Annotated in this window: 16 protein-coding genes, 1 pseudogene and 1 riboswitch; of the genes and pseudogenes, 9 read left to right on the forward strand and 8 right to left on the reverse strand. The window is 63.3% G+C overall.

What is annotated here, in order from left to right:
• The first annotated feature begins 11 nt into the window (after positions 1 to 11).
• Genes MA09_RS10695 through MA09_RS10705 form a run of 3 tightly spaced genes read left to right on the forward strand, consistent with a single transcriptional unit; the run spans position 12 to position 2,647 of the window.
• On the forward strand, positions 12 to 1,508 hold the full coding sequence (locus tag MA09_RS10695) for a PhoX family phosphatase (protein WP_036248533.1): 1,497 nt from the start codon (positions 12 to 14) through the stop codon (positions 1,506 to 1,508).
• 25 nt (positions 1,509 to 1,533) lie between these two features.
• Complete coding sequence (locus MA09_RS10700; protein WP_036248043.1) at positions 1,534 to 2,106, forward strand: PEP-CTERM sorting domain-containing protein; 573 nt, start codon at positions 1,534 to 1,536, stop codon at positions 2,104 to 2,106.
• 58 nt (positions 2,107 to 2,164) lie between these two features.
• Positions 2,165 to 2,647 carry a YaiI/YqxD family protein gene (locus MA09_RS10705; protein ID WP_036248044.1) on the forward strand — a complete coding sequence of 161 codons (483 nt, stop codon included), beginning with the start codon at positions 2,165 to 2,167 and terminating at the stop codon, positions 2,645 to 2,647.
• Positions 2,648 to 2,680: 33 nt separating this feature from the next.
• Here the strand turns inward: MA09_RS10705 and MA09_RS10710 are convergent, their stop codons facing one another.
• Positions 2,681 to 3,631 (reverse strand): hydrogen peroxide-inducible genes activator, encoded by a 951-nt coding sequence (locus MA09_RS10710; protein WP_036248047.1) that lies wholly within the window; start codon positions 3,629 to 3,631, stop codon positions 2,681 to 2,683.
• A 270-nt stretch (positions 3,632 to 3,901) separates the two neighbouring features.
• Between MA09_RS10710 and MA09_RS10715 the strand changes: the two genes are divergently transcribed.
• Together MA09_RS10715 and MA09_RS10720 are read left to right on the forward strand one after the other, a co-directional pair.
• Positions 3,902 to 5,092, forward strand: coding sequence for a PilT/PilU family type 4a pilus ATPase (locus tag MA09_RS10715; protein ID WP_036248049.1), 1,191 nt, complete (start codon positions 3,902 to 3,904; stop codon positions 5,090 to 5,092).
• Positions 5,093 to 5,106: 14 nt separating this feature from the next.
• Positions 5,107 to 5,580: an adenylyltransferase/cytidyltransferase family protein gene (locus MA09_RS10720; protein ID WP_036248052.1), complete on the forward strand. Its 474-nt coding sequence runs from the start codon at positions 5,107 to 5,109 to the stop codon at positions 5,578 to 5,580.
• Positions 5,581 to 5,679: 99 nt separating this feature from the next.
• Here MA09_RS10720 and MA09_RS25280 read toward each other — a convergent pair whose 3' ends face one another.
• Entirely contained in the window at positions 5,680 to 6,519 is an 840-nt protein-coding gene (locus MA09_RS25280) for a PEP-CTERM sorting domain-containing protein (RefSeq protein WP_081897548.1), read from the reverse strand.
• 300 nt (positions 6,520 to 6,819) lie between these two features.
• Positions 6,820 to 6,905: riboswitch (cyclic di-GMP riboswitch) on the forward strand.
• Positions 6,906 to 6,998: 93 nt separating this feature from the next.
• Between MA09_RS25280 and MA09_RS10730 the strand changes: the two genes are divergently transcribed.
• On the forward strand, positions 6,999 to 8,789 hold the full coding sequence (locus tag MA09_RS10730) for a S8 family serine peptidase (protein ID WP_036248057.1): 1,791 nt from the start codon (positions 6,999 to 7,001) through the stop codon (positions 8,787 to 8,789).
• 49 nt (positions 8,790 to 8,838) lie between these two features.
• A complete protein-coding gene (locus MA09_RS25285) occupies positions 8,839 to 9,138 on the forward strand; it encodes a hypothetical protein (protein WP_036248059.1) in 300 nt (99 codons plus the stop codon).
• A gap of 186 nt (positions 9,139 to 9,324) precedes the next feature.
• Here the strand turns inward: MA09_RS25285 and MA09_RS25590 are convergent.
• Positions 9,325 to 9,642: pseudogene (locus MA09_RS25590) on the reverse strand (ester cyclase); the annotation flags it as partial.
• Positions 9,643 to 9,960: 318 nt separating this feature from the next.
• On the opposite strand from MA09_RS25590, the gene MA09_RS24115 reads away from it, so the two are divergent.
• On the forward strand, positions 9,961 to 10,524 hold the full coding sequence (locus MA09_RS24115; RefSeq protein WP_081897550.1) for a PEP-CTERM sorting domain-containing protein: 564 nt from the start codon (positions 9,961 to 9,963) through the stop codon (positions 10,522 to 10,524).
• Between the two features lie 384 nt (positions 10,525 to 10,908).
• Here the strand turns inward: MA09_RS24115 and MA09_RS10750 are convergent, their stop codons facing one another.
• The gene (locus tag MA09_RS10750) at positions 10,909 to 12,000 is read right to left on the reverse strand and encodes a mechanosensitive ion channel family protein (protein WP_036248068.1); all 1,092 of its coding nucleotides are present in this window, start codon (positions 11,998 to 12,000) and stop codon (positions 10,909 to 10,911) included.
• A gap of 210 nt (positions 12,001 to 12,210) precedes the next feature.
• On the opposite strand from MA09_RS10750, the gene MA09_RS10755 reads away from it, so the two are divergent.
• Positions 12,211 to 13,596, forward strand: a complete 1,386-nt coding sequence (locus MA09_RS10755; protein WP_051933366.1) for a DUF389 domain-containing protein — start codon at positions 12,211 to 12,213, stop codon at positions 13,594 to 13,596.
• Here MA09_RS10755 and MA09_RS10760 read toward each other — a convergent pair whose 3' ends face one another.
• From MA09_RS10760 to MA09_RS24560, 4 genes are all read right to left on the reverse strand, one after another.
• The gene (locus tag MA09_RS10760; protein ID WP_229440658.1) at positions 13,597 to 14,298 is read right to left on the reverse strand and encodes a TrkA family potassium uptake protein; all 702 of its coding nucleotides are present in this window, start codon (positions 14,296 to 14,298) and stop codon (positions 13,597 to 13,599) included. It abuts the gene before it with no gap.
• Positions 14,288 to 15,616: a TrkH family potassium uptake protein gene (locus MA09_RS10765; RefSeq protein WP_036248537.1), complete on the reverse strand. Its 1,329-nt coding sequence runs from the start codon at positions 15,614 to 15,616 to the stop codon at positions 14,288 to 14,290. Before MA09_RS10765 ends, MA09_RS10760 begins: the two co-directional genes overlap by 11 nt.
• Before the next feature lie 187 nt (positions 15,617 to 15,803).
• Entirely contained in the window at positions 15,804 to 16,370 is a 567-nt protein-coding gene (locus MA09_RS10770) for a PEP-CTERM sorting domain-containing protein (RefSeq protein ID WP_036248074.1), read from the reverse strand.
• A gap of 181 nt (positions 16,371 to 16,551) precedes the next feature.
• Positions 16,552 to 17,022, reverse strand: a complete 471-nt coding sequence (locus MA09_RS24560; protein WP_036248077.1) for a tRNA (cytidine(34)-2'-O)-methyltransferase — start codon at positions 17,020 to 17,022, stop codon at positions 16,552 to 16,554.
• Between the last annotated feature and the right edge of the window lie 15 nt (positions 17,023 to 17,037).

The following is a 17,037-nucleotide window of genomic DNA, read 5'->3' on the forward strand; positions in this document are numbered from 1 at the left end:
CCCCCGACGCTATCTCGCCAACCCGGCGCAACCTGCTCAAAGGCCTGGCCGGCTCCACCGCGCTGCCCGCATTGCCCTTCCTCGGCGCATTCGCCGCACTGCAGGCCCAGCAGGCCCTTGCCGCCAACGGCGCCACCACCCTGGTCGACAGCCCCTACGGCCCGATCGCCCCGGTCAAGGACCTGGCGACCGGCCTGCCGCTGCTGCAGCTGCCGGCCGGCTTCACCTATAAAAGCTTCGGCTGGCGCGGCGACCTGATGACCGACGGGAAGACCTGCCCGGGCGGCCATGACGGCATGGGCGTGGTCCTGTCGCGCAAGGTGGGGCGCAGCACCGAGCTGGTGCTGGTGCGTAACCACGAAATCGGCGGCACTTCCCCAAGCAACTTCCTGGATGCGCCCGCCGTCTACGACGGCGGCACGGTCAGCACCACCACGACCAACAGGTTCGGCGGCGGCACCACCAACCTGCTGTTCCGCGACGGCAACTGGGTCAGCATGACCCCGAGCCTGGGCGGCACCGCAACCAACTGCGCGGGCGGCATTACCCCCTGGGGCACCTGGCTCACCTGCGAGGAAGTCGGTTCGGACGCCGTCAGCACCGCGGGCAAGAAGCACGGCTACGTGTTCGAAGTCCATTCGGATCCGGCGCTTACCACCGGCCAGCCGATCAAGGGCATGGGCCGTTTCGCGCACGAAGCCGCCGCCGTCGACCCGGCCACCGGCATCGTCTACCAGACCGAGGATTCGTCGGGCAAGTCGGGTTTCTACCGCTACATTCCCGACGTCAAGAACGGCGCTCCCGGCACGCTGGCCATGGGCGGGGTGTTGCAGATGGCCAAGGTCAAGGGCATCAACAACGTCAACCTGGCCACCATGCCGGTCGACGCGAAATACGAGCTGGAGTGGGTGACCATCGCCGCCCCGGACGCCAACCGCGGCGACGCCGTCGGGCTGAGCGGCGTGCGCATCACCAATGCCGCCGGCCCCTTCGTGCAAGGCTGGGTGCAGGGCGCCGCGCGCATGAACCGCGGCGAAGGCATCTGGTATGCCGAGGGCAAGATGTACGTGATGGACACCGCCGGCGGCGCGGTGCAGCGCGGCACCATCTGGGAGCTCGACCTGGCTTCCCAGGTTCTCAAGTGCATCTACTCCAGCCCGAGTGCGCTGGTGGGCAACATGGGCGACAACCTGACCGTCAGCCCGCGCAACGCCATCCTGATCTGCGAAGACGCATCGACCGCGGCCACCGACGCCTTTGGCTTCGGCCAGCGCCTGATGGGCCTGACCGGTCTGGGCGACGCCTATATCTTCGCCAAGAACAACATCAACCTGACCGCCGCCCAGCTCGTCGGCGCGGGGAAACTGGCCTCGCTCGCAGGTGATGGCCGCGGCAACGAGTTCTGCGGCGCCTGCTTCGACCCGACCGGCCGCTACCTGTTCGTCAACATCCAGACCCCCGGCGTGACTTTCGCGATCACCGGTCCTTGGGCCAAGGGCCCGCTGTAAGCCGCCGTAGACCATAGGAGAATTTATGAAACTGAGCAAACTGTTTGGCTTTGTTGCCGCATTGTCGCTGTCCTGCGCCGCCAAGGCCGTCGTCCTGACCGACAGCACCGGTTCGAACACCGTGACCGATTACAGCGAAACGGGCAAGCTGTCGTTCGACCTCGGACTGCAGAACCTTAACCCCACCACCATGCATTTCGCGCTGGAGGCGGGTGACCTGCAGGGACCGCTGAACTTCAGTGCGCTGGTGCTGAACTTCACCGGGCTCGACGTGCATCGCTTCACCTTCAGCCTGCAGGGCATCCGTTTCGCCGCGACCGGTTCCGTGACCCCGGTGTTCACCACCGTGCGCGCGCTCACCGCAAGCGACACGGCCGCCGTCATCGACTTCAGCACTCCCCTGCATACCGAGTTCCAGTTCGGCGACGCACTGGGCTACGCTGGCCAAACCGACTGGTTGCTGGACACGTCCGGCCTGCAGGCAGGCGACAGCTTCAGCATCACCGCCACCGTGCCGGAACCGTCGTCGGCAGCACTGGTGCTGCCGATGCTGTGCATGGGCCTGCTGGCGGCCGCCCGCCGCCGCAAGAAGGACTGAGCATGCAGGGGGCTTGCCGGTACAATCGGTCCGGTTACCGTCAAGCCTTCCATTCATCATGCACATCTGGGTCGATGCCGACGCCTGTCCTGCCGTCGTCAAGGACATCCTCTTCCGCGTGGCCGAGCGCCTGCAGCTGGAGGTCACGCTCGTGGCCAACCAGCTGATCCGGGTGCCGGGCTCGCGCTTCATCCGCGCCCTGCAAGTGCCGGCCGGCCCGGACGTGGCCGACGCCGAGATCGTTGCCCGCGTGAGGAGCGGCGACATCGTCGTGACCGGCGACATCCCGCTGGCAGCGCAGGTACTGGAGAAGGGCGGGCTGCCGCTCAATCCGCGCGGCGAGTGGTACACCAAGGATACGATCGCCCAGCAGCTGACCATGCGCGCCTTCATGGAGGAACTGCGCGGCAGCGGCGTCGATACCGGCGGCCCGGCCGCCTTCAGCCAGGCGGATAGCCGGAATTTTGCGAATGCGCTGGACCGTCAGCTGGCGCGCTCGAACACCCGCAGGGTGGGCGGCGCCACCGGAGAGCCTGGATAATCCGCGTCGTTCATGCCGCCCACCCGACGAACATCAAGCCGCGGCTTCGAGCGCCACCATGTCCACGCCGGGCAGCTTGCACTCGCCGACCGCCTGCGCCACCGCATCGATCGCGGCGCGGCGCGTAAAACTCTTGCGCCAGACCAGCACCACGCGGCGCGACGGCGCCGGTGAAGCGAAGGGCACGTAGGTCAGCATGCCGTTCTGGTCGTGCATGTCGGCCACCGAGGCGCGCGGCAGCACGGTCAGGCCGATGCCGCTCGCCACCATGTGGCGGATGGTCTCCAGCGAGGAACCCTCGAAGGTGCGCTGCATGCCCCCATGTCCCATCGCGGGCGCCGAGTAGCGCGCCATCTCCGGGCACACTTCCAGCACCTGGTCGCGGAAGCAGTGGCCCGCGCCCAGCAGCAGCATGGTTTCCAGCTTCAGGTCGTCGGCCGGGATTTCCTTGCGCCTGGCCCAGGGATGCGAGCGCGGCATCGCCACCACGAAGGGCTCGTCGTACAGGGTCTGCATCGACATGCCGTGCTCGGGCAGGGGCAAGGCCACGATGGCGGCGTCGAGCTCGCCCTGGCGCAGCAGTTCGAGCAGCTTGTGGGTGTAGTTCTCCTGCAGGATCAGCGGCATCTGCGGCACGGTGTCGATCAGGCGCTTCACCAGGGGAGGCAGGAGATAGGGTCCGATGGTGTAGATCACGCCCAGGCGCAGCGGCCCGGCCAGCGGATCCTTGTTCTGTTTCGCCAGTTCCTTGATGGCGGCGGTCTGTTCCAGCACGCGTTCGGCCTGGGCCACGATCTGCGCGCCCAGCGGCGTCACGGAGACTTCGGAGCCGCCGCGCTCGAACAGCGTCACCCCGAGCTCGTCTTCGAGCTTCTTGATGGCGACGGAGAGGGTGGGCTGGGCGACGAAGCAGGCTTCGGCGGCATGGCCGAAGTGTTTGGCGCGCGCGACGGCGACGATGTATTTCAGCTCGGTCAGTGTCATAGGCTTTCCATCCCAGGATGTCACGGAGGTCACCCCGTTAAACCTGCTGCGCGTTGCACTGGCGGTCTGCGATGCTCGCTGTACTGCTCGTACAGCTGCGTTTCTCGACCGCCATTGCCGCCGCTCGCGACGGTTTTCCGGCGTGACCGGTTTTTGCTGTCCATCCTGACATAATGTTGGCATTTAGTCAGCCAAGATTTCATATTCTCTCGAATCATAGTCGATATAATTGCCTTGCAGGATTTTCGCCTGCGTTCACGCGAGGTACCCATGTCGTCGACTTTCGGCCCGGCGGAAGCCCAGGCCTATATCCACAAGCTGCTGACGGTGATGCACCACCAGGGCGGCTCCGACCTGTTCATTTCCAGCGATTTCCCGCCCAGCATGAAGCACCAGGGCGCGATGAAGCCCCTGAGCCAGCAGCGCCTGTCCGGCGAGGTCACGCGGGCGCTGGCGATGTCCTTGATGAACGAGCGCCAGCGCACCGAGTTCGAGGCCGAGATGGAGTGCAATTTCGCGATCTCGCTCCCTGGCGTGTGCCGCTTCCGCGTCAACGTCTTCGTGCAGCAGCAGAGCGTGGGCATGGTGGTGCGCACGATCGCTTCCGAGATTCCGAACTTCGAGAAGCTCGACCTGCCGGAGGTACTGAAGGATGTCGTCATGACCAAGCGCGGCCTGGTGCTGGTGGTCGGCGGCACCGGCTCCGGCAAGTCCACCACGCTGGCGGCGATGATCGACTACCGCAACAGCAATTCGGCCGGCCACATCATCACGGTCGAAGACCCGGTCGAGTACGTCCACAAGAACAAGAACTGCCTGGTCACCCACCGCGAGGTGGGCGTCGACACGCATTCCTGGCACAACGCGCTGAAGAACACGCTGCGCCAGGCGCCGGACGTGATCCTGATCGGCGAGATCCGCGACACCGAGACCATGGAGCACGCGATCGCCTTTGCCGAGACCGGCCACCTGTGCCTGGGCACACTGCATGCGAACAATGCCAACCAGACCCTGGACCGCATCATCAACTTCTTCCCCGAAGAGCGGCGCAATCAACTGCTGATGGACCTGTCCTCGAACCTGCGCGCGGTGGTCTCGCAGCGCCTGATCCGCACGGAAGATGGAAAAGGCCGCAAGGCGGCCATCGAGATCCTGCTGAACACGCCGACCATCGGCGAGATGATCCTGAAGGGGAACTTCCAGAACATCAAGGAGATCATGCACAAGTCGCGCGAGCTCGGCATGTGCACCTTCGACCAGGCCTTGTACGAGCTCTATAACAAGGGTTATATCGGCTACGACGAAGCGATCCGCAACGCCGACTCGGCCAACGGCCTGCGCCTGCAGATCAAGCTCTCGGGCGAACGCAAGGGGCCGGACGGCGGAGCTGCCCGCGCCACCGAGCTGTCGATGGCGATCGAGGAAGAACCGGAAGACGACGCACCTACCCCCACCACCTGATTTCACCACCACCCATGCCTGCATTCGAAAACAAGATCTGCACGCGCGCCGAGCTGGCGCAGCGTATCGCCCAACTCCCCAAGCCGGTGGTGCTGACCAACGGCGTGTTCGACATCCTTCACCGCGGCCACGTGACCTACCTGGCGCAGGCGCGCGAACTGGGCGGCTCGCTGGTGGTGGCGGCCAACACCGACGCCTCGGTCAAGCGCCTCGGCAAGGGCGACGACCGCCCGCACAACACCCTGGCCGACCGCATGGCGGTGCTGGCGGCGCTGGAGTCGGTGAGCCTGGTGGTGGACTTCGACGAGGACACCGCGCTCGAGGTGGTGCTGGAAGCTCGCCCCGACATCTATGCCAAGGGCGGCGACTACGACATGACGAAGATCCCGGAAGGGCAGGCGGTGCTGGCCTATGGCGGGCGCGCGGTGGCGATCGACTTCGAGCATGACCGCTCGACGACCAGGCTGGTGGCCAAGATTCGGGGATAGATGGCCGTGCCGCCCGCTTGCGGGCGGGCCGTGGACACGGCAAGCCAGCGCCAGGCCGGCCGCCTTCACAACAGGGCACGCCCCGGCGTGCCCTGGTCCTTATGCCTTGCGCTTGCGACGACGCAGCGCTGCGATGCCTGCGGCGCCCAGTCCGAGCAGCGCGACACTGCCCGGCTCGGGCACGTCGTTGCCGGGACCTTCGCCTTCCAGGACGATGCCGAAGAAGTTATCGGGGCTGCCTTGCGCACCCAGGAGGGAAGCTGACAGGCCGATGCGGTTATCGGCACTGTAAACCCCATTGACGCCTGCGATACCAGCGAGGTCCAGGACGAAACCATAGCCGGCATTGCCGTTGCCAGTCTGGGTCGACGGGAACATGATCGACTCAAGGAGACTGGTGGAATACAGCACGCCACCGGTAACCGAATAGACCGACAAGGTCAGCGCGCTGAGAGTAATGCCATTGGTGGCGGTATTGCCCGGCTCATTTGCATTGAAAATCAGCAGCAGATTGCTTGCATCCGTAAGGCCGAGCTGGCTGAACGAATAAGTTGCATTCTTATTCCCTCCATCCGCGGAAACATTGCCGCTAGTAAGGTCTTCCGTCCCCGACCAGGCGACGCCGCCTGTGGCGCTTGTGTTATTCCCCTGAGGGGTCAAGGACAGGAAGGAATTGACGTTGCCATATCCTGTACCCGAAAGGTCCACGACGTTGTTCGGCACAGAAGCAGGAATGATTCCAGCCTGGCTGGAAATGCATACCCCGGATAAGGCGATGGTGGCAATAAGTTTGCTTAATTTATTTCGGTTCATCAATATTCCTTTCAGTGCCAGGAAATTCCCAGCTGAAACCAGTTTTAAAACTGATGAAAAATTTTCCATCCGTAAGCTAGTTGATCTGATAAGTAGTTGATTAATCAAAACTTTTTTCAGAATCATAATTGATATAGGCAGGATTCATACCATGCTTAATATTCATAGTAAATTCAATTGCCTAGAATAATAGAGCCAAAGACGATCACTGGAAGTGTCAATTATTCCGACAATATTTATATAAATGTAAATTCTTCATATAAACAGATAAGTGTTTATTTAAATGAATTGAATATTACTTTTAGACAACATATTTAGTTTGTTGTCAATCGTCTTGTTGTTTAGATAAATCTCTAAAGGATTTCTCTAAATCAAAAAAACAACATTTGTATGTTGCCTTAAGGAATTAAAGCGACTAATATTTACGACTGAAAAAGGCAAACCGTGCGAAAGCACGGGACGCAAAGTCACGGTCTACCGGGTTGATGCCCCATGACGGCGGGACTGCCAGACGCAAGTACGCTTCCCGGACTCCGCCGTGCAGTCCGTGTGGAGGCGTGTGTTCATGCGGCAGTCCTGTTGAGAACACTTAACAGGAAAATGTAATGAACCTCATTCACACCCCATCCGCACTGCGCACCCTGGCGCTGGCCGTGCTCGGCGCCAGCGCCGTCATCCCTGCCGCAGCCGCACAGCAAAACGATGAACTGCTGGTCAAGGGCCGCATGCTGGTTGAAGTCCGCGACGGCGTGACAACCGATGCGCTCGGCAAGATGATCGAGACACCGGGGCACAAACGCTACAAGCTCGGCCAGAGCGGTATCTACATCGTCGACCTGCCGGCCAACGCTTCCGAGCGTGCGGTGCTGGCGCGCCTGAAGAACAACCGGCACGTGAAATCGGCAGAACAGGATCGCCTGGTGCCGAGCACGCTCGCGGTGAACGACCCCTACATCGGCAGCGCCTGGCACGTCGGCAAGATCGGCGCCAACGCGGCCTGGGACCTGGCCCAGGGCAGCGGCGTAACGATCGCGATCCTCGATTCGGGCATCGACGCCACCCATCCGGACCTGGCGCCGAACCTCGTCGGCGGCTACAACGTCTACGATGCGAACACCAACCTGGAGGACGTCTGCGGCCACGGCACCTCGGTCGCAGGCGCCGCCGCGGCGGTCAACAACAACGCCATCGGCGTGGCCGGGATCGCAGGGCGCGCGCGTATCATGCCGGTGCGCGTCGCCTACAAGAAGGCGACCGACGGCGGCTGCTATGCTGCCTACAGCACCGTCGCCAGTGGCCTGATCCATGCCGCCGACAACGGCGCCCGCATCGCCAACGTCAGCTACGGCGGCGTGACCACCAGCTCCTCGGTGACCAGCGCGGCGAACTACATGAAGTCGAAGGGCGGCCTGGTGTTCGTTTCGTCCGGTAACACCGGTACCGACCAGGGCTATGCCCCCAACAGCGCCATGATCGTGGTCGGCGCCACTGACAGCAACGACAACCGCGCCAGCTGGTCGAGCCACGGCAGCTTCGTGACGCTGACGGCACCCGGCAGCGGCATCTGGACCACCCGCATGGGCAACGGCTATGCCGCCGTGAACGGCACCTCGTATGCGAGCCCGGTGGCTGCGGGCGTGGCCGCGCTGATGATGGCCGCCGCGCCGACCCTGACCAACACCCGCATCGAAAGCTTGCTGACCTCGACGGCGGTGGACCTCGGCGCCGTCGGCCGCGACAATTACTTCGGCCATGGCCGGGTCAATGCCGCCGCCGCGGTGCAGGCCGCGCTCGCCGCCGCCCCGACCGTGGACACCAGCGCGCCGAGCGTCGCCATCCAAGCCCCGCTCGGCAGCAGCACGGTCTCCGGCCTGGTCGCCGTCGACGCCGGCGCCAGCGACAATGTCGGCGTGACACGGGTGGACCTGCAGGTCAACGGCACCACGGTGGCCAGCGACACGACTGCGCCGTACGGCTTCAGCTGGAATTCGGCCGGCGTGCCGAACGGGATGGCAAACCTGGTCGCCGTCGCCTACGACGCCGCCGGCAACGTGGGCCGCTCGGCCACCGTGGCCGTCAACGTCGCCAACGCCGCTACGGTCCCGGCCAAGACGCCGGATACCACTGCCCCGCTGGTCAGCATCGTCAATCCGGTGGGCGGCGCAGTCTCGGGCAACGTCAAGGTCAGCGTGAGCGCGAGCGACAACCTGGGCGCCGCGGCACTGTCGCAACAGCTTCTGGTAAATAATGTCGTGGTAGCGCAGGGCAGCGGCGGCAGCCTGGCCTACACCTGGAATACGCGCAAGCTCGCGGCCGGGACCCATACGATCAAGGCGGTGGTGCGTGACGCCGCCGGCAACATCGGCAGCGCGAGCGTAAGCGTGACGATCCGCTGAGCTTCTTCCGCCGTTCGACCTGCCAGCGCCCGGTACATCGTACCGGGCGTTGTGCATCTCGCCTGCGCTGCGCTTCGTGGCAAGCTGGCGGGGGCAGCAAGTGGCGACCTGCCTGTCCTCGGACCTGCGCCTGTGCTTCGCACCCATGCAGGCTGGGCAGGCGGACGGCAGTCCGCTGGTGGAGCAGGGGAAGCCGGCCTTCGCCCTGCACCGCTGGAACGACGGCGGCCGGGCGATGCTCTTCGGCCGCTGTCCGCAGCGGGTGCTGGCGCGCTGGGATGCTGCGACCCAGCCGATGGTGGCCGAGATGCTGGGCGAAGGGGCCAAGCCTCAGTTGAGCAATTCCTAGATCGGCCGTGCCGCGCGGCTGTCGGCGAATGACCGCGGCAGGGCGCTGATCTGCTGCAGCACGCCCAGGCGGTCCACCTGCAGCCATGCGCGCACGATCAGGCCGTCCGCACTTGGTAGATGGCATTGCCCTTCTAGTCACGAGCGCATGTGTCGGCGGCAGCCCGGCGAAGCGGCCTTCGTGCAACGCGCGGAAGGTCCAGCGCACCGCCACCCGGTCGCCTTCGCCAAACACTACATCCAGTTCGGGGCGCAGGCCGGGGAAATCCTTCAGCACGGTCGCGATCTCGGCGCTGAACTCGGCCGGCCCGTGTTCGCCGCCCGGGCCGATGAAATCGGGCGCCACGAGCGCCTGCATCTCGTCCAGATCCTCGTGTTGATACAGTCTTACAAGGTGCCGACCGGTTACTTTGTGCTTCACGGCCGCCTTTGCCATACTCATCGTTCTATCCAAGGGCTCGTCAATCGATACGGCGCAGTGTAAAAACGATCGAAACTCCGCCATCGAAGGCTGGCCCCTGAAACAGCATCGACTTGTCGAAAAACTTTACAGCGGACCGCATGGCCCGTGAGGAAAGACGAGAGGATATGATGTTTCGGCGAGGTAACAACCATGGTTAAAGGTAAATTGATGCGAGTTTTTCTACAATGAACCATGAATTGTCAAATGGAAAAGTTAGTTATTAACTTTTCGTGTCGAAATTCTTTACAGAAAAATTTATTTTCTGAAATAAACTAAATAAGTATTTGATTTTTATGAAATTTTTTACATGGCACGGAACCTGCTTATTGCAATTCGTCTCCATCATCCAAGGGCTGTCCTATGAAAACTTTAAAGAACTTCGTTGCCGCATTGACCTGCACCTTCGCGTTCGCTGCGTCGGCACATGCCGGCTTGATTCCCGTTGATAGCGGTGTAACGAACTACCAGCTCGACGCAAATGTTGCCGGCAAGAAATCAATTACCCTTAATTTCGATGTGAATGCCCAGTTGGCTGCTGCACATCAATCGCTGCAAGACATCTTTTCCGCGACGTTGAAAGTCGTGTTCAGCGACCCGAACGATGGCCAGGAAAAGTACACGGTGCTGATTGGTATGAGTGGTGCAGATCCTGTCGGCGGCAGTGGCAATAATCAGATCAATAATGGCAATAGCCCGAACGTATTTTTCGAACTGAACATGGCTTCCCTCGATTACCTGAAGCTCGACGGCAAGATCAATGCACTGGTGACCGCCACTGCCGGCGAATTCTTTATCGATAGCGCTGTCCTCAATGTGAGCACGAATAAAGACGCTCCAGCGGCAGGCGTCCCCGAACCAGCCAGCCTGGCCCTGCTGGGCATGGGCTTGCTGGGCTTCGGCGCAGTCCGCCGCCGTCGCTCGTAATACAGGCCTGCAATCAGAGAAGCTCGGTCTACGACCGAGCTTTTTTTTCGCCGTCGCTTTTAGCTATGAATGAGGCTGGAACCGATTTGCCGCTAGGCCTCTGCTTTCTGCGCTCCTTCGAAGCAGGGTGTACCGGCCGGTCGTCAGTTCGCGCTGTTATCCGTCTGGCCGCTAGCGTCGCATGCTTCCGCGCGTGAAAATAATCGCCAGGAAGCTCCTCTTGCTTGCTACACGTACGTCAGCACACTAGACATTCGTCACGAACGCCCTGGGCCAAACGCGAACAGTTCTTCCAAATATAGCGAGTGCTTAACTTAACGGACGTATTGATCGAAGATGCTGGAAGTCGACCAGATGAGGAGGGTCCGCAAGTAAGCCGGCTGCTCAGGCCTGCGCCGCGTCGCCCGCCCCCGGCTTGGCCCGCAGCAGCCGGATCTCCGGATTGGCGAGGTGCAGGGTCTGGGTCGGGTAGGCGAAGCCGATGCCTTCCTGCTCGAAGCGTTCGAACAGGGCGATGTTGATGGCCTGCTGGATGTCCATGTAGACGCCGTAGTCCGCGGTCTGCACGATGTAGACCACCTCGAAGTCGAGCGATGAGGCGCCATAGGCCTTGAAGTGGGCACGGTCGAACTTCGCCTGCGGCTGGGCTTCTACAACATCGCGCAGGATGTCCGGGATCGTCCGCAGCTGTTCCTTCGTGATCTCGTAGACCACGCCGATGCCGAACACAATGCGGCGGGTCTGCATGCGCTTGAAGTTGCGGATCCGGCTTCCCAGCATGTCGCTGTTGGAGAACACGATCTGTTCGCCGCCGAGGCCGCGGATGCGGGTGGTCTTCAGGCCGACGTATTCCACCGTGCCGACCAGGTCGTCTACGCCGATGAAATCGCCGACCTCGAAGGGCTTGTCGAGCACGATCGACAGCGACGAGAACAGGTCGCCCAGGACGTTCTGCAAGGCCAGGGCGACGGCCACGCCGCCGATGCCGAGACTTGCCACCAGGGTCGTGATGTTGACCCCGAAGTTGTCCAGGATCATCAGGATGATCACGGCCCAGATGAAGGTGCGTGCCACGAAGCCGAGCGCCGCGGTCGACGTGGTGGCGGCCGCATCCTGCCCGGTGCGGCGGGCGCGGTAGATCTGCAGCCAGCCGTGCACGCCGACGTCGCCCCAGCGCGCCATCTGCAACAGCAGGGCCGTCACCACCAGGTGCGACATCAGGGTGACGGTCTTGGGCGGCAACGTGAGCCATTGCGAGCCGGCGTACAGGGCGACTGCGAGCATGAACAGTGGATGGGTGGCGGCGAGAACGCGCGCGGCCAGGTCGTCCACCCAGGTGCTGGTATGGGCGGCAAACGCCTCGATGCGCCGTACCAGCAAGACGCGGGCTCCGTGCAGCACGAGGTAGGTGGTAACGGCAATGCCGAGGGCAATCGACCAGATGAGTAGAGAATTGTTCCAGATTGAGTAATCCATCGTCTTCCTTCTTTTGCGTCTTACACCTCATCAGGCTGCCACGAGCGTTGGCAGCGTGACGCACGGCTTGGTTTCGAATTCATTGTTACAAATGTAGATTCCTTCCTATAAATCAAGGAATGAATTCGCCCAAATGCATTTTTTTGGTGGAAACACGCTGGTATGATCCCGGCTTGCCGGGCGCAGGTCGCGCCCACCGGGAACACATCCATGAGCGAAACCGAAAAATTCTTTGCACCCCAGAGCGAGGGGCCCATCGCCAACCGTTTCAGTCTGCTGCTCGACAAGGCCGACGACGACGTGATCGATTCGAGCCTGCGTTCCGGCATCGAGCTGCGCGGGGCCACGCCCTGGATCCTGATGTTCGCGATCCTGGTGGCGTCGATCGGACTGAACATCAATTCTCCCGCCGTCATCATCGGCGCGATGCTGATTTCGCCGCTGATGGGGCCGATCGTGGGAATCGGCTACGGGATCGGCATCTACGACTTCACGCTGATCCGCCGTTCGCTCGCCAACCTGCGCATCGCGGCCGCGATCAGTTTGGCGACCTCGAACCTGTACTTCCTCGTCACCCCGCACGACGAGGCCCAGTCGGAACTGCTGGCGCGCACCACGCCGACCCTGTGGGACGTCCTGATCGCGCTGGCCGGCGGCCTGGCCGGCATCATCGGCATGACCCGGCGCGAGAAATCGAACGTGATCCCCGGCGTGGCGATCGCCACCGCCCTGATGCCGCCGCTGTGCACGGCCGGCTACGGCCTGGCCAACGCCAACTGGGCGGTGTTTGGCGGGGCGTTCTACCTGTTTTCGATCAATTGCGTGTTCATCGCCGTCTCGACCGTGATCGTGATCGAATACCTGCGCCTGCCGCACCGCAAGTTCGTCGACGGCCGCGTCGAGCGGCGCGTCAAGCGCACCCTGCTCACGGTGGTGCTCCTGACCGCACTGCCCAGCATCTACCTGGCGATCCAGCTGGTGGACAACGAGGTGTTCGGCCACCGTGCGCGCGCCTTCGTGCGCGCGGAATTCAGCGGCGGCACCGCGCACGTGGTCGATACCCAGCTCAATCCCCTGCAGCGCCGCATCGAGCTGACCCTGATCGGCGCGCGGATGCCGGCGGCGGCGATCGCCGCGATCGAGAAGAAGCTGCCCCAGGCGGGACTCGAGGGAGCGACCCTGGTGGTCAACCAGGCCGAGGACAGCCGCGTCGACGTGGGCGTGCTGAAGGCCGACATCCTGGCCGAGATCTACCGCGACACCCAGCAGGGACTGCGCGAACGCGACGCCATCATCGCCCAGTTGCGCGAAGAGCTGGCCAAGCGCAACGCGCAACGCGACGCCTGGCGCGAGACCTCGGTCGATATCCGCGCCGAATTCGTGGCCCAGTATCCGGACTGCGCCGACCTGCTGATGGGCGTTGCCCTGGTTCCCGCCGCCGGCGACAGGCCCGCCAGCGAGGTCCCGACCCTCACCGCCCGCTGCAAGCGCGCGCTGGCGCCGGCCGATGTCCAGCGCGTCCAGGCCTGGCTGGTGGCGCGTACCAAGTCGGCCGATGCGCGCCTGTTGCTGCTCACGCCGGAGCGCCGGCGCTGATCAGCGCTTCTTCTTCTCGCCGGCCGCGAACAGCTCGATCTTCTTGGTGGGGCCGGAGACGATCAGGAGGTCGGCCGGCAGGATGCGGGTCTCGGGCAGGGCATGCTGGAAGTCTTCGTTGGCGCGCTTGACGCCGACGATGGTGACGCCATAGCGCGAGCGCACATGCGATTCGGCCAGGGTCTGGTGGTGGGTGCCGGGCGGGGCGTGGATCTTGGCGATGGCGAAGCCGTCCTCGAACTCGATGAAGTCCATCATGCGCCCGGTGATCAGGTGCGCCACGCGCGCGCCCATGTCGGCTTCCGGGAAGATTACGTGGTGGGCGCCGATGCGCTGGGCGATCTGGCCGTGCTCGGGCGTCTGGGCCTTGATCCAGATGTCCTTGATGCCGAGCTCGGTCAGCACCATCAGTGTCATCAGGCTGGCGGAGAGGTTCGAGCCGATCGCGACGATGGCATGCGAAAAATCGGCCACGCCCAGCTGCAGCATGATGTTCTCGTTGGTGGAGTCGGCCTGCACCGCATGGGTGAGGCGGTCGCCCCAGAACTGGACCAGGTCTTCCTTCTGGTCGATGCCCATCACGTCGTGCCCAAGGCGCATCAGGGACTGGGCGACGGCGCCGCCGAAGCGCCCCAAACCGATGACGACCACGCTGTCGCTCGCCGAAAAGGCGAACTGCTCTGTAAAAATCCTACCCAACAATTGGATGTTCCTCCGGATAACGATAAGGCATGCGCCGCTCTCCCAGCACGAGCGAGGTGGCGAGCGTGATGGTGCCGACCCGGCCGATGAACATCAAGAGGGCGAGCAAGAGCTGGCCGCTCGGGGGCAGGTCGGCGGTGATGCCGGTCGACAGTCCCGTGCTGCCGAAGGCGGCGATCACCTCGAAGATGATCTGGTCGGTCGGAAGGTGCGTGATGCGCAGCAGGATCACCGTGCCGACCGCGACGATGATGCTGCCGAGGACCAGCACCGTGATGGCCTGGCGCTGGGCCGAGGCGCCGACCCGGCGTCCAAAGGCTTCGGTATCGGTATGCCCCTTGGCTTCGGCAATCACCAGCAGGGCAAGGATGGCGATGGTGCCGACCTTGACGCCGCCCGCGGTGCCGCCGCTGCCGCCGCCGATGAACATCAAGAAGTAGTGCACGGCCCAGGTTTCCGGCGTCAATGCACCGATGTCCACCGCATTGAAGCCGGCAGTGCGGGATGCAACCGACATGAACATACCGTTCAATAGTTTATCGAACAGGGAAAATTGCCCGATGGTGCGCGCATTATTCCATTCGAGCACAACAATGGCCAGGAAGCCGCCGAGCAGCAGGATGAGCGAGCCGGTCAGGGTCAGCTTGGTATGCAGGGACCAGTGGCGCGGGTCGCGCCAGCGGTAGCGCAGGTCGTGCAGCACGGGGAAACCGATGCCGCCGATGACGATGGCAACCATGATCGGCGCCAATACCAGGGCATCGCCGGCGTAGCGCACCAGGCTGTCCGCATGGGTCGAGAAGCCGGCATTGTTGAACGCGGAGGCGGCATGGAACAGCCCGCTCCAGACGGCATCGCTCCAGCCGAGGCCGTGGCCGAGGTGCAGCCGCAGCGTGAGGACGACGAACAGGATCAGCTGGCACAGCACGGCGACCTTGAACACGATCTTCGCCACGCTCGAGATATCCCCGAGGCCGAGCAGGCGGGTTTCGGTCTGGGTGATCATGCGGGTGCGCAGCCTGGGGGAACGGTTGACCATCAGCCCGAGCAGCGTGGCGGCAGTCATCAGGCCGAAGCCGCCGAGCTGGAACAGGAACATGATGATGGCCTGGCCGGCACCGGACCAGTAGGTGCCGGTATCCACGACGGCCATGCCGGTCACGCACACGGCCGACACGGACGTGAACAGCGCAACGATGAAGGGCGCCGCCAGGCCTTCGCTGCGTGCCGCGGGCAGCATGAGCAGCAGCGTGCCGACCACGATGGCCAGCAGGAAGCCCAGGGCGACCGCCCGTGCGGGATGGATGAGTGTCTTCATGCGCGCGTCCGTTTCGGCGCGCGCGGTGCCGCGGTAGTGGTTCGAAAGTCCATGTGTTGGGGGGCTCGGCCGGCTGCGGCCGGCACGCATTGCCTTGAATCACCCGAACCCTAACACATGGAGCGGGGCCGATGCTGCAAAAACGCTATAGCGGCATCGGCATCGGCATCGGCACGGTGGCGTTGCGCTAGCGCCGGCGCCGTGCGCGCCAGGTCAGGCCGGCCAGGCCGGCGCCCAGCATCGCCCAGGTCGACGGTTCCGGCGCCTGCGACATCATGGTCAGCCGGGTGTCGCTGGTCCAGTACAGGTGGCGCTCGCTGGTCATGCCGGGGTTGAACTCGTAGGCGTAGTGTTGGTCGCCGGTGGTGATCAGGCGGCCGCCGCCGACCCAGCCTTCGGGATCCTGGCCGTAGCTGCCGACGCTGAAGTGCAGGCCGGCGTCCTGGGAGAACGAAAAGCTGGTCGCCCCGCACTGGTAATACGCGTTGCTGGTGGGAGCGCAGGCGATGTAGTCGAGTTCGCCAACGACCAGGGTCAGCAGCTCGTCCTTTTCCAGCAGGCCGTTGCTGTTCAGGTCATTGCCCTTGAACGAGCCGGTGATGACTTCCTCGGGCAGGAAGCTGTTCGACACGCTGTCGTAGAAACCGTTGAAGGAAAAACCCCAGGAAATGGTGCTGGCGGGGTCGGCGCGGGCGACGTCCGCGTGGGCGGCGCAGCACAGGAGCAGGGCGCCGGTGGAAAGAAACTTCTTCATGTGTTACCTCAAGCAAAAACAGGGGGCGCCGATCAACAACGTCACGTGATCAGCGTACTCCTGTTCGCCAGATACTGTCGCGCTTCCTTGTAGATATTTCCACATTGTGTCGTCACTTTGCGACAACAAAGTAACATTGCTGTCAGGAATGCTTGATGGGCGGTACGAAGACAAGGGCGGCTCAAGCGCCGCCGGCGAAACCGTTCTGGCGCCAGGCCTCGTAGACGACCACCGCCACCGTGTTGGACAGGTTGAGGCTGCGGTTGTCCGGCCGCATCGGCAGGCGGATGCGCTGGGCCGGCGGGAAGGTTTCGCGCAGGGCCGGGTCGAGGCCGCGCGATTCGGCGCCGAACACGAACACGTCGCCCGGCTGGAAGCTGGCATCGGCGAAGGGCGAGGAGCCGTGGGTCGTCAGCGCGAACATGCGCGAAGGAGTCGGTTTTGCATCCAGCAGGAAGGCGTCCCAGTTCTTGTGCACCTTCATGGTCGCGTAGTCGTGGTAGTCCAGGCCCGCGCGGCGCATCTTGGCATCGTCGAGCGGAAAGCCGAGCGGCTCGACCAGGTGCAGCTGGACGCCGGTATTGGCGCACAGGCGGATGACGTTGCCGGTATTCGGCGGGATTTCTGGTTCGACCAGGACGACGTGGAACAAAATGTTCTCCTTCAA

This window comes from Massilia sp. BSC265, assembly GCF_000740675.1.
GTDB lineage: Bacteria > Pseudomonadota > Gammaproteobacteria > Burkholderiales > Burkholderiaceae_D > Telluria.

Excerpts from the sequence above, each read along its gene's own strand:
- MA09_RS10765 (WP_036248537.1), bottom strand. The coding sequence starts at position 15,616 with ATGAAGACACTCATCCATCCCGCACGGGCGGTCGCCCTGGGCTTCCTG.
- MA09_RS10770 (WP_036248074.1), bottom strand. The coding sequence starts at position 16,370 with ATGAAGAAGTTTCTTTCCACCGGCGCCCTGCTCCTGTGCTGCGCCGCC.
- MA09_RS10730 (WP_036248057.1), top strand. The coding sequence starts at position 6,999 with ATGAACCTCATTCACACCCCATCCGCACTGCGCACCCTGGCGCTGGCC.
- MA09_RS10715 (WP_036248049.1), top strand. The coding sequence starts at position 3,902 with ATGTCGTCGACTTTCGGCCCGGCGGAAGCCCAGGCCTATATCCACAAG.
- MA09_RS24115 (WP_081897550.1), top strand. The coding sequence starts at position 9,961 with ATGAAAACTTTAAAGAACTTCGTTGCCGCATTGACCTGCACCTTCGCG.
- MA09_RS10700 (WP_036248043.1), top strand. The coding sequence starts at position 1,534 with ATGAAACTGAGCAAACTGTTTGGCTTTGTTGCCGCATTGTCGCTGTCC.
- MA09_RS10705 (WP_036248044.1), top strand. The coding sequence starts at position 2,165 with ATGCACATCTGGGTCGATGCCGACGCCTGTCCTGCCGTCGTCAAGGAC.
- MA09_RS10755 (WP_051933366.1), top strand. The coding sequence starts at position 12,211 with ATGAGCGAAACCGAAAAATTCTTTGCACCCCAGAGCGAGGGGCCCATC.
- MA09_RS10750 (WP_036248068.1), bottom strand. The coding sequence starts at position 12,000 with ATGGATTACTCAATCTGGAACAATTCTCTACTCATCTGGTCGATTGCC.
- MA09_RS25280 (WP_081897548.1), bottom strand. The coding sequence starts at position 6,519 with ATGATTCTGAAAAAAGTTTTGATTAATCAACTACTTATCAGATCAACT.
- MA09_RS10710 (WP_036248047.1), bottom strand. The coding sequence starts at position 3,631 with ATGACACTGACCGAGCTGAAATACATCGTCGCCGTCGCGCGCGCCAAA.
- MA09_RS10720 (WP_036248052.1), top strand. The coding sequence starts at position 5,107 with ATGCCTGCATTCGAAAACAAGATCTGCACGCGCGCCGAGCTGGCGCAG.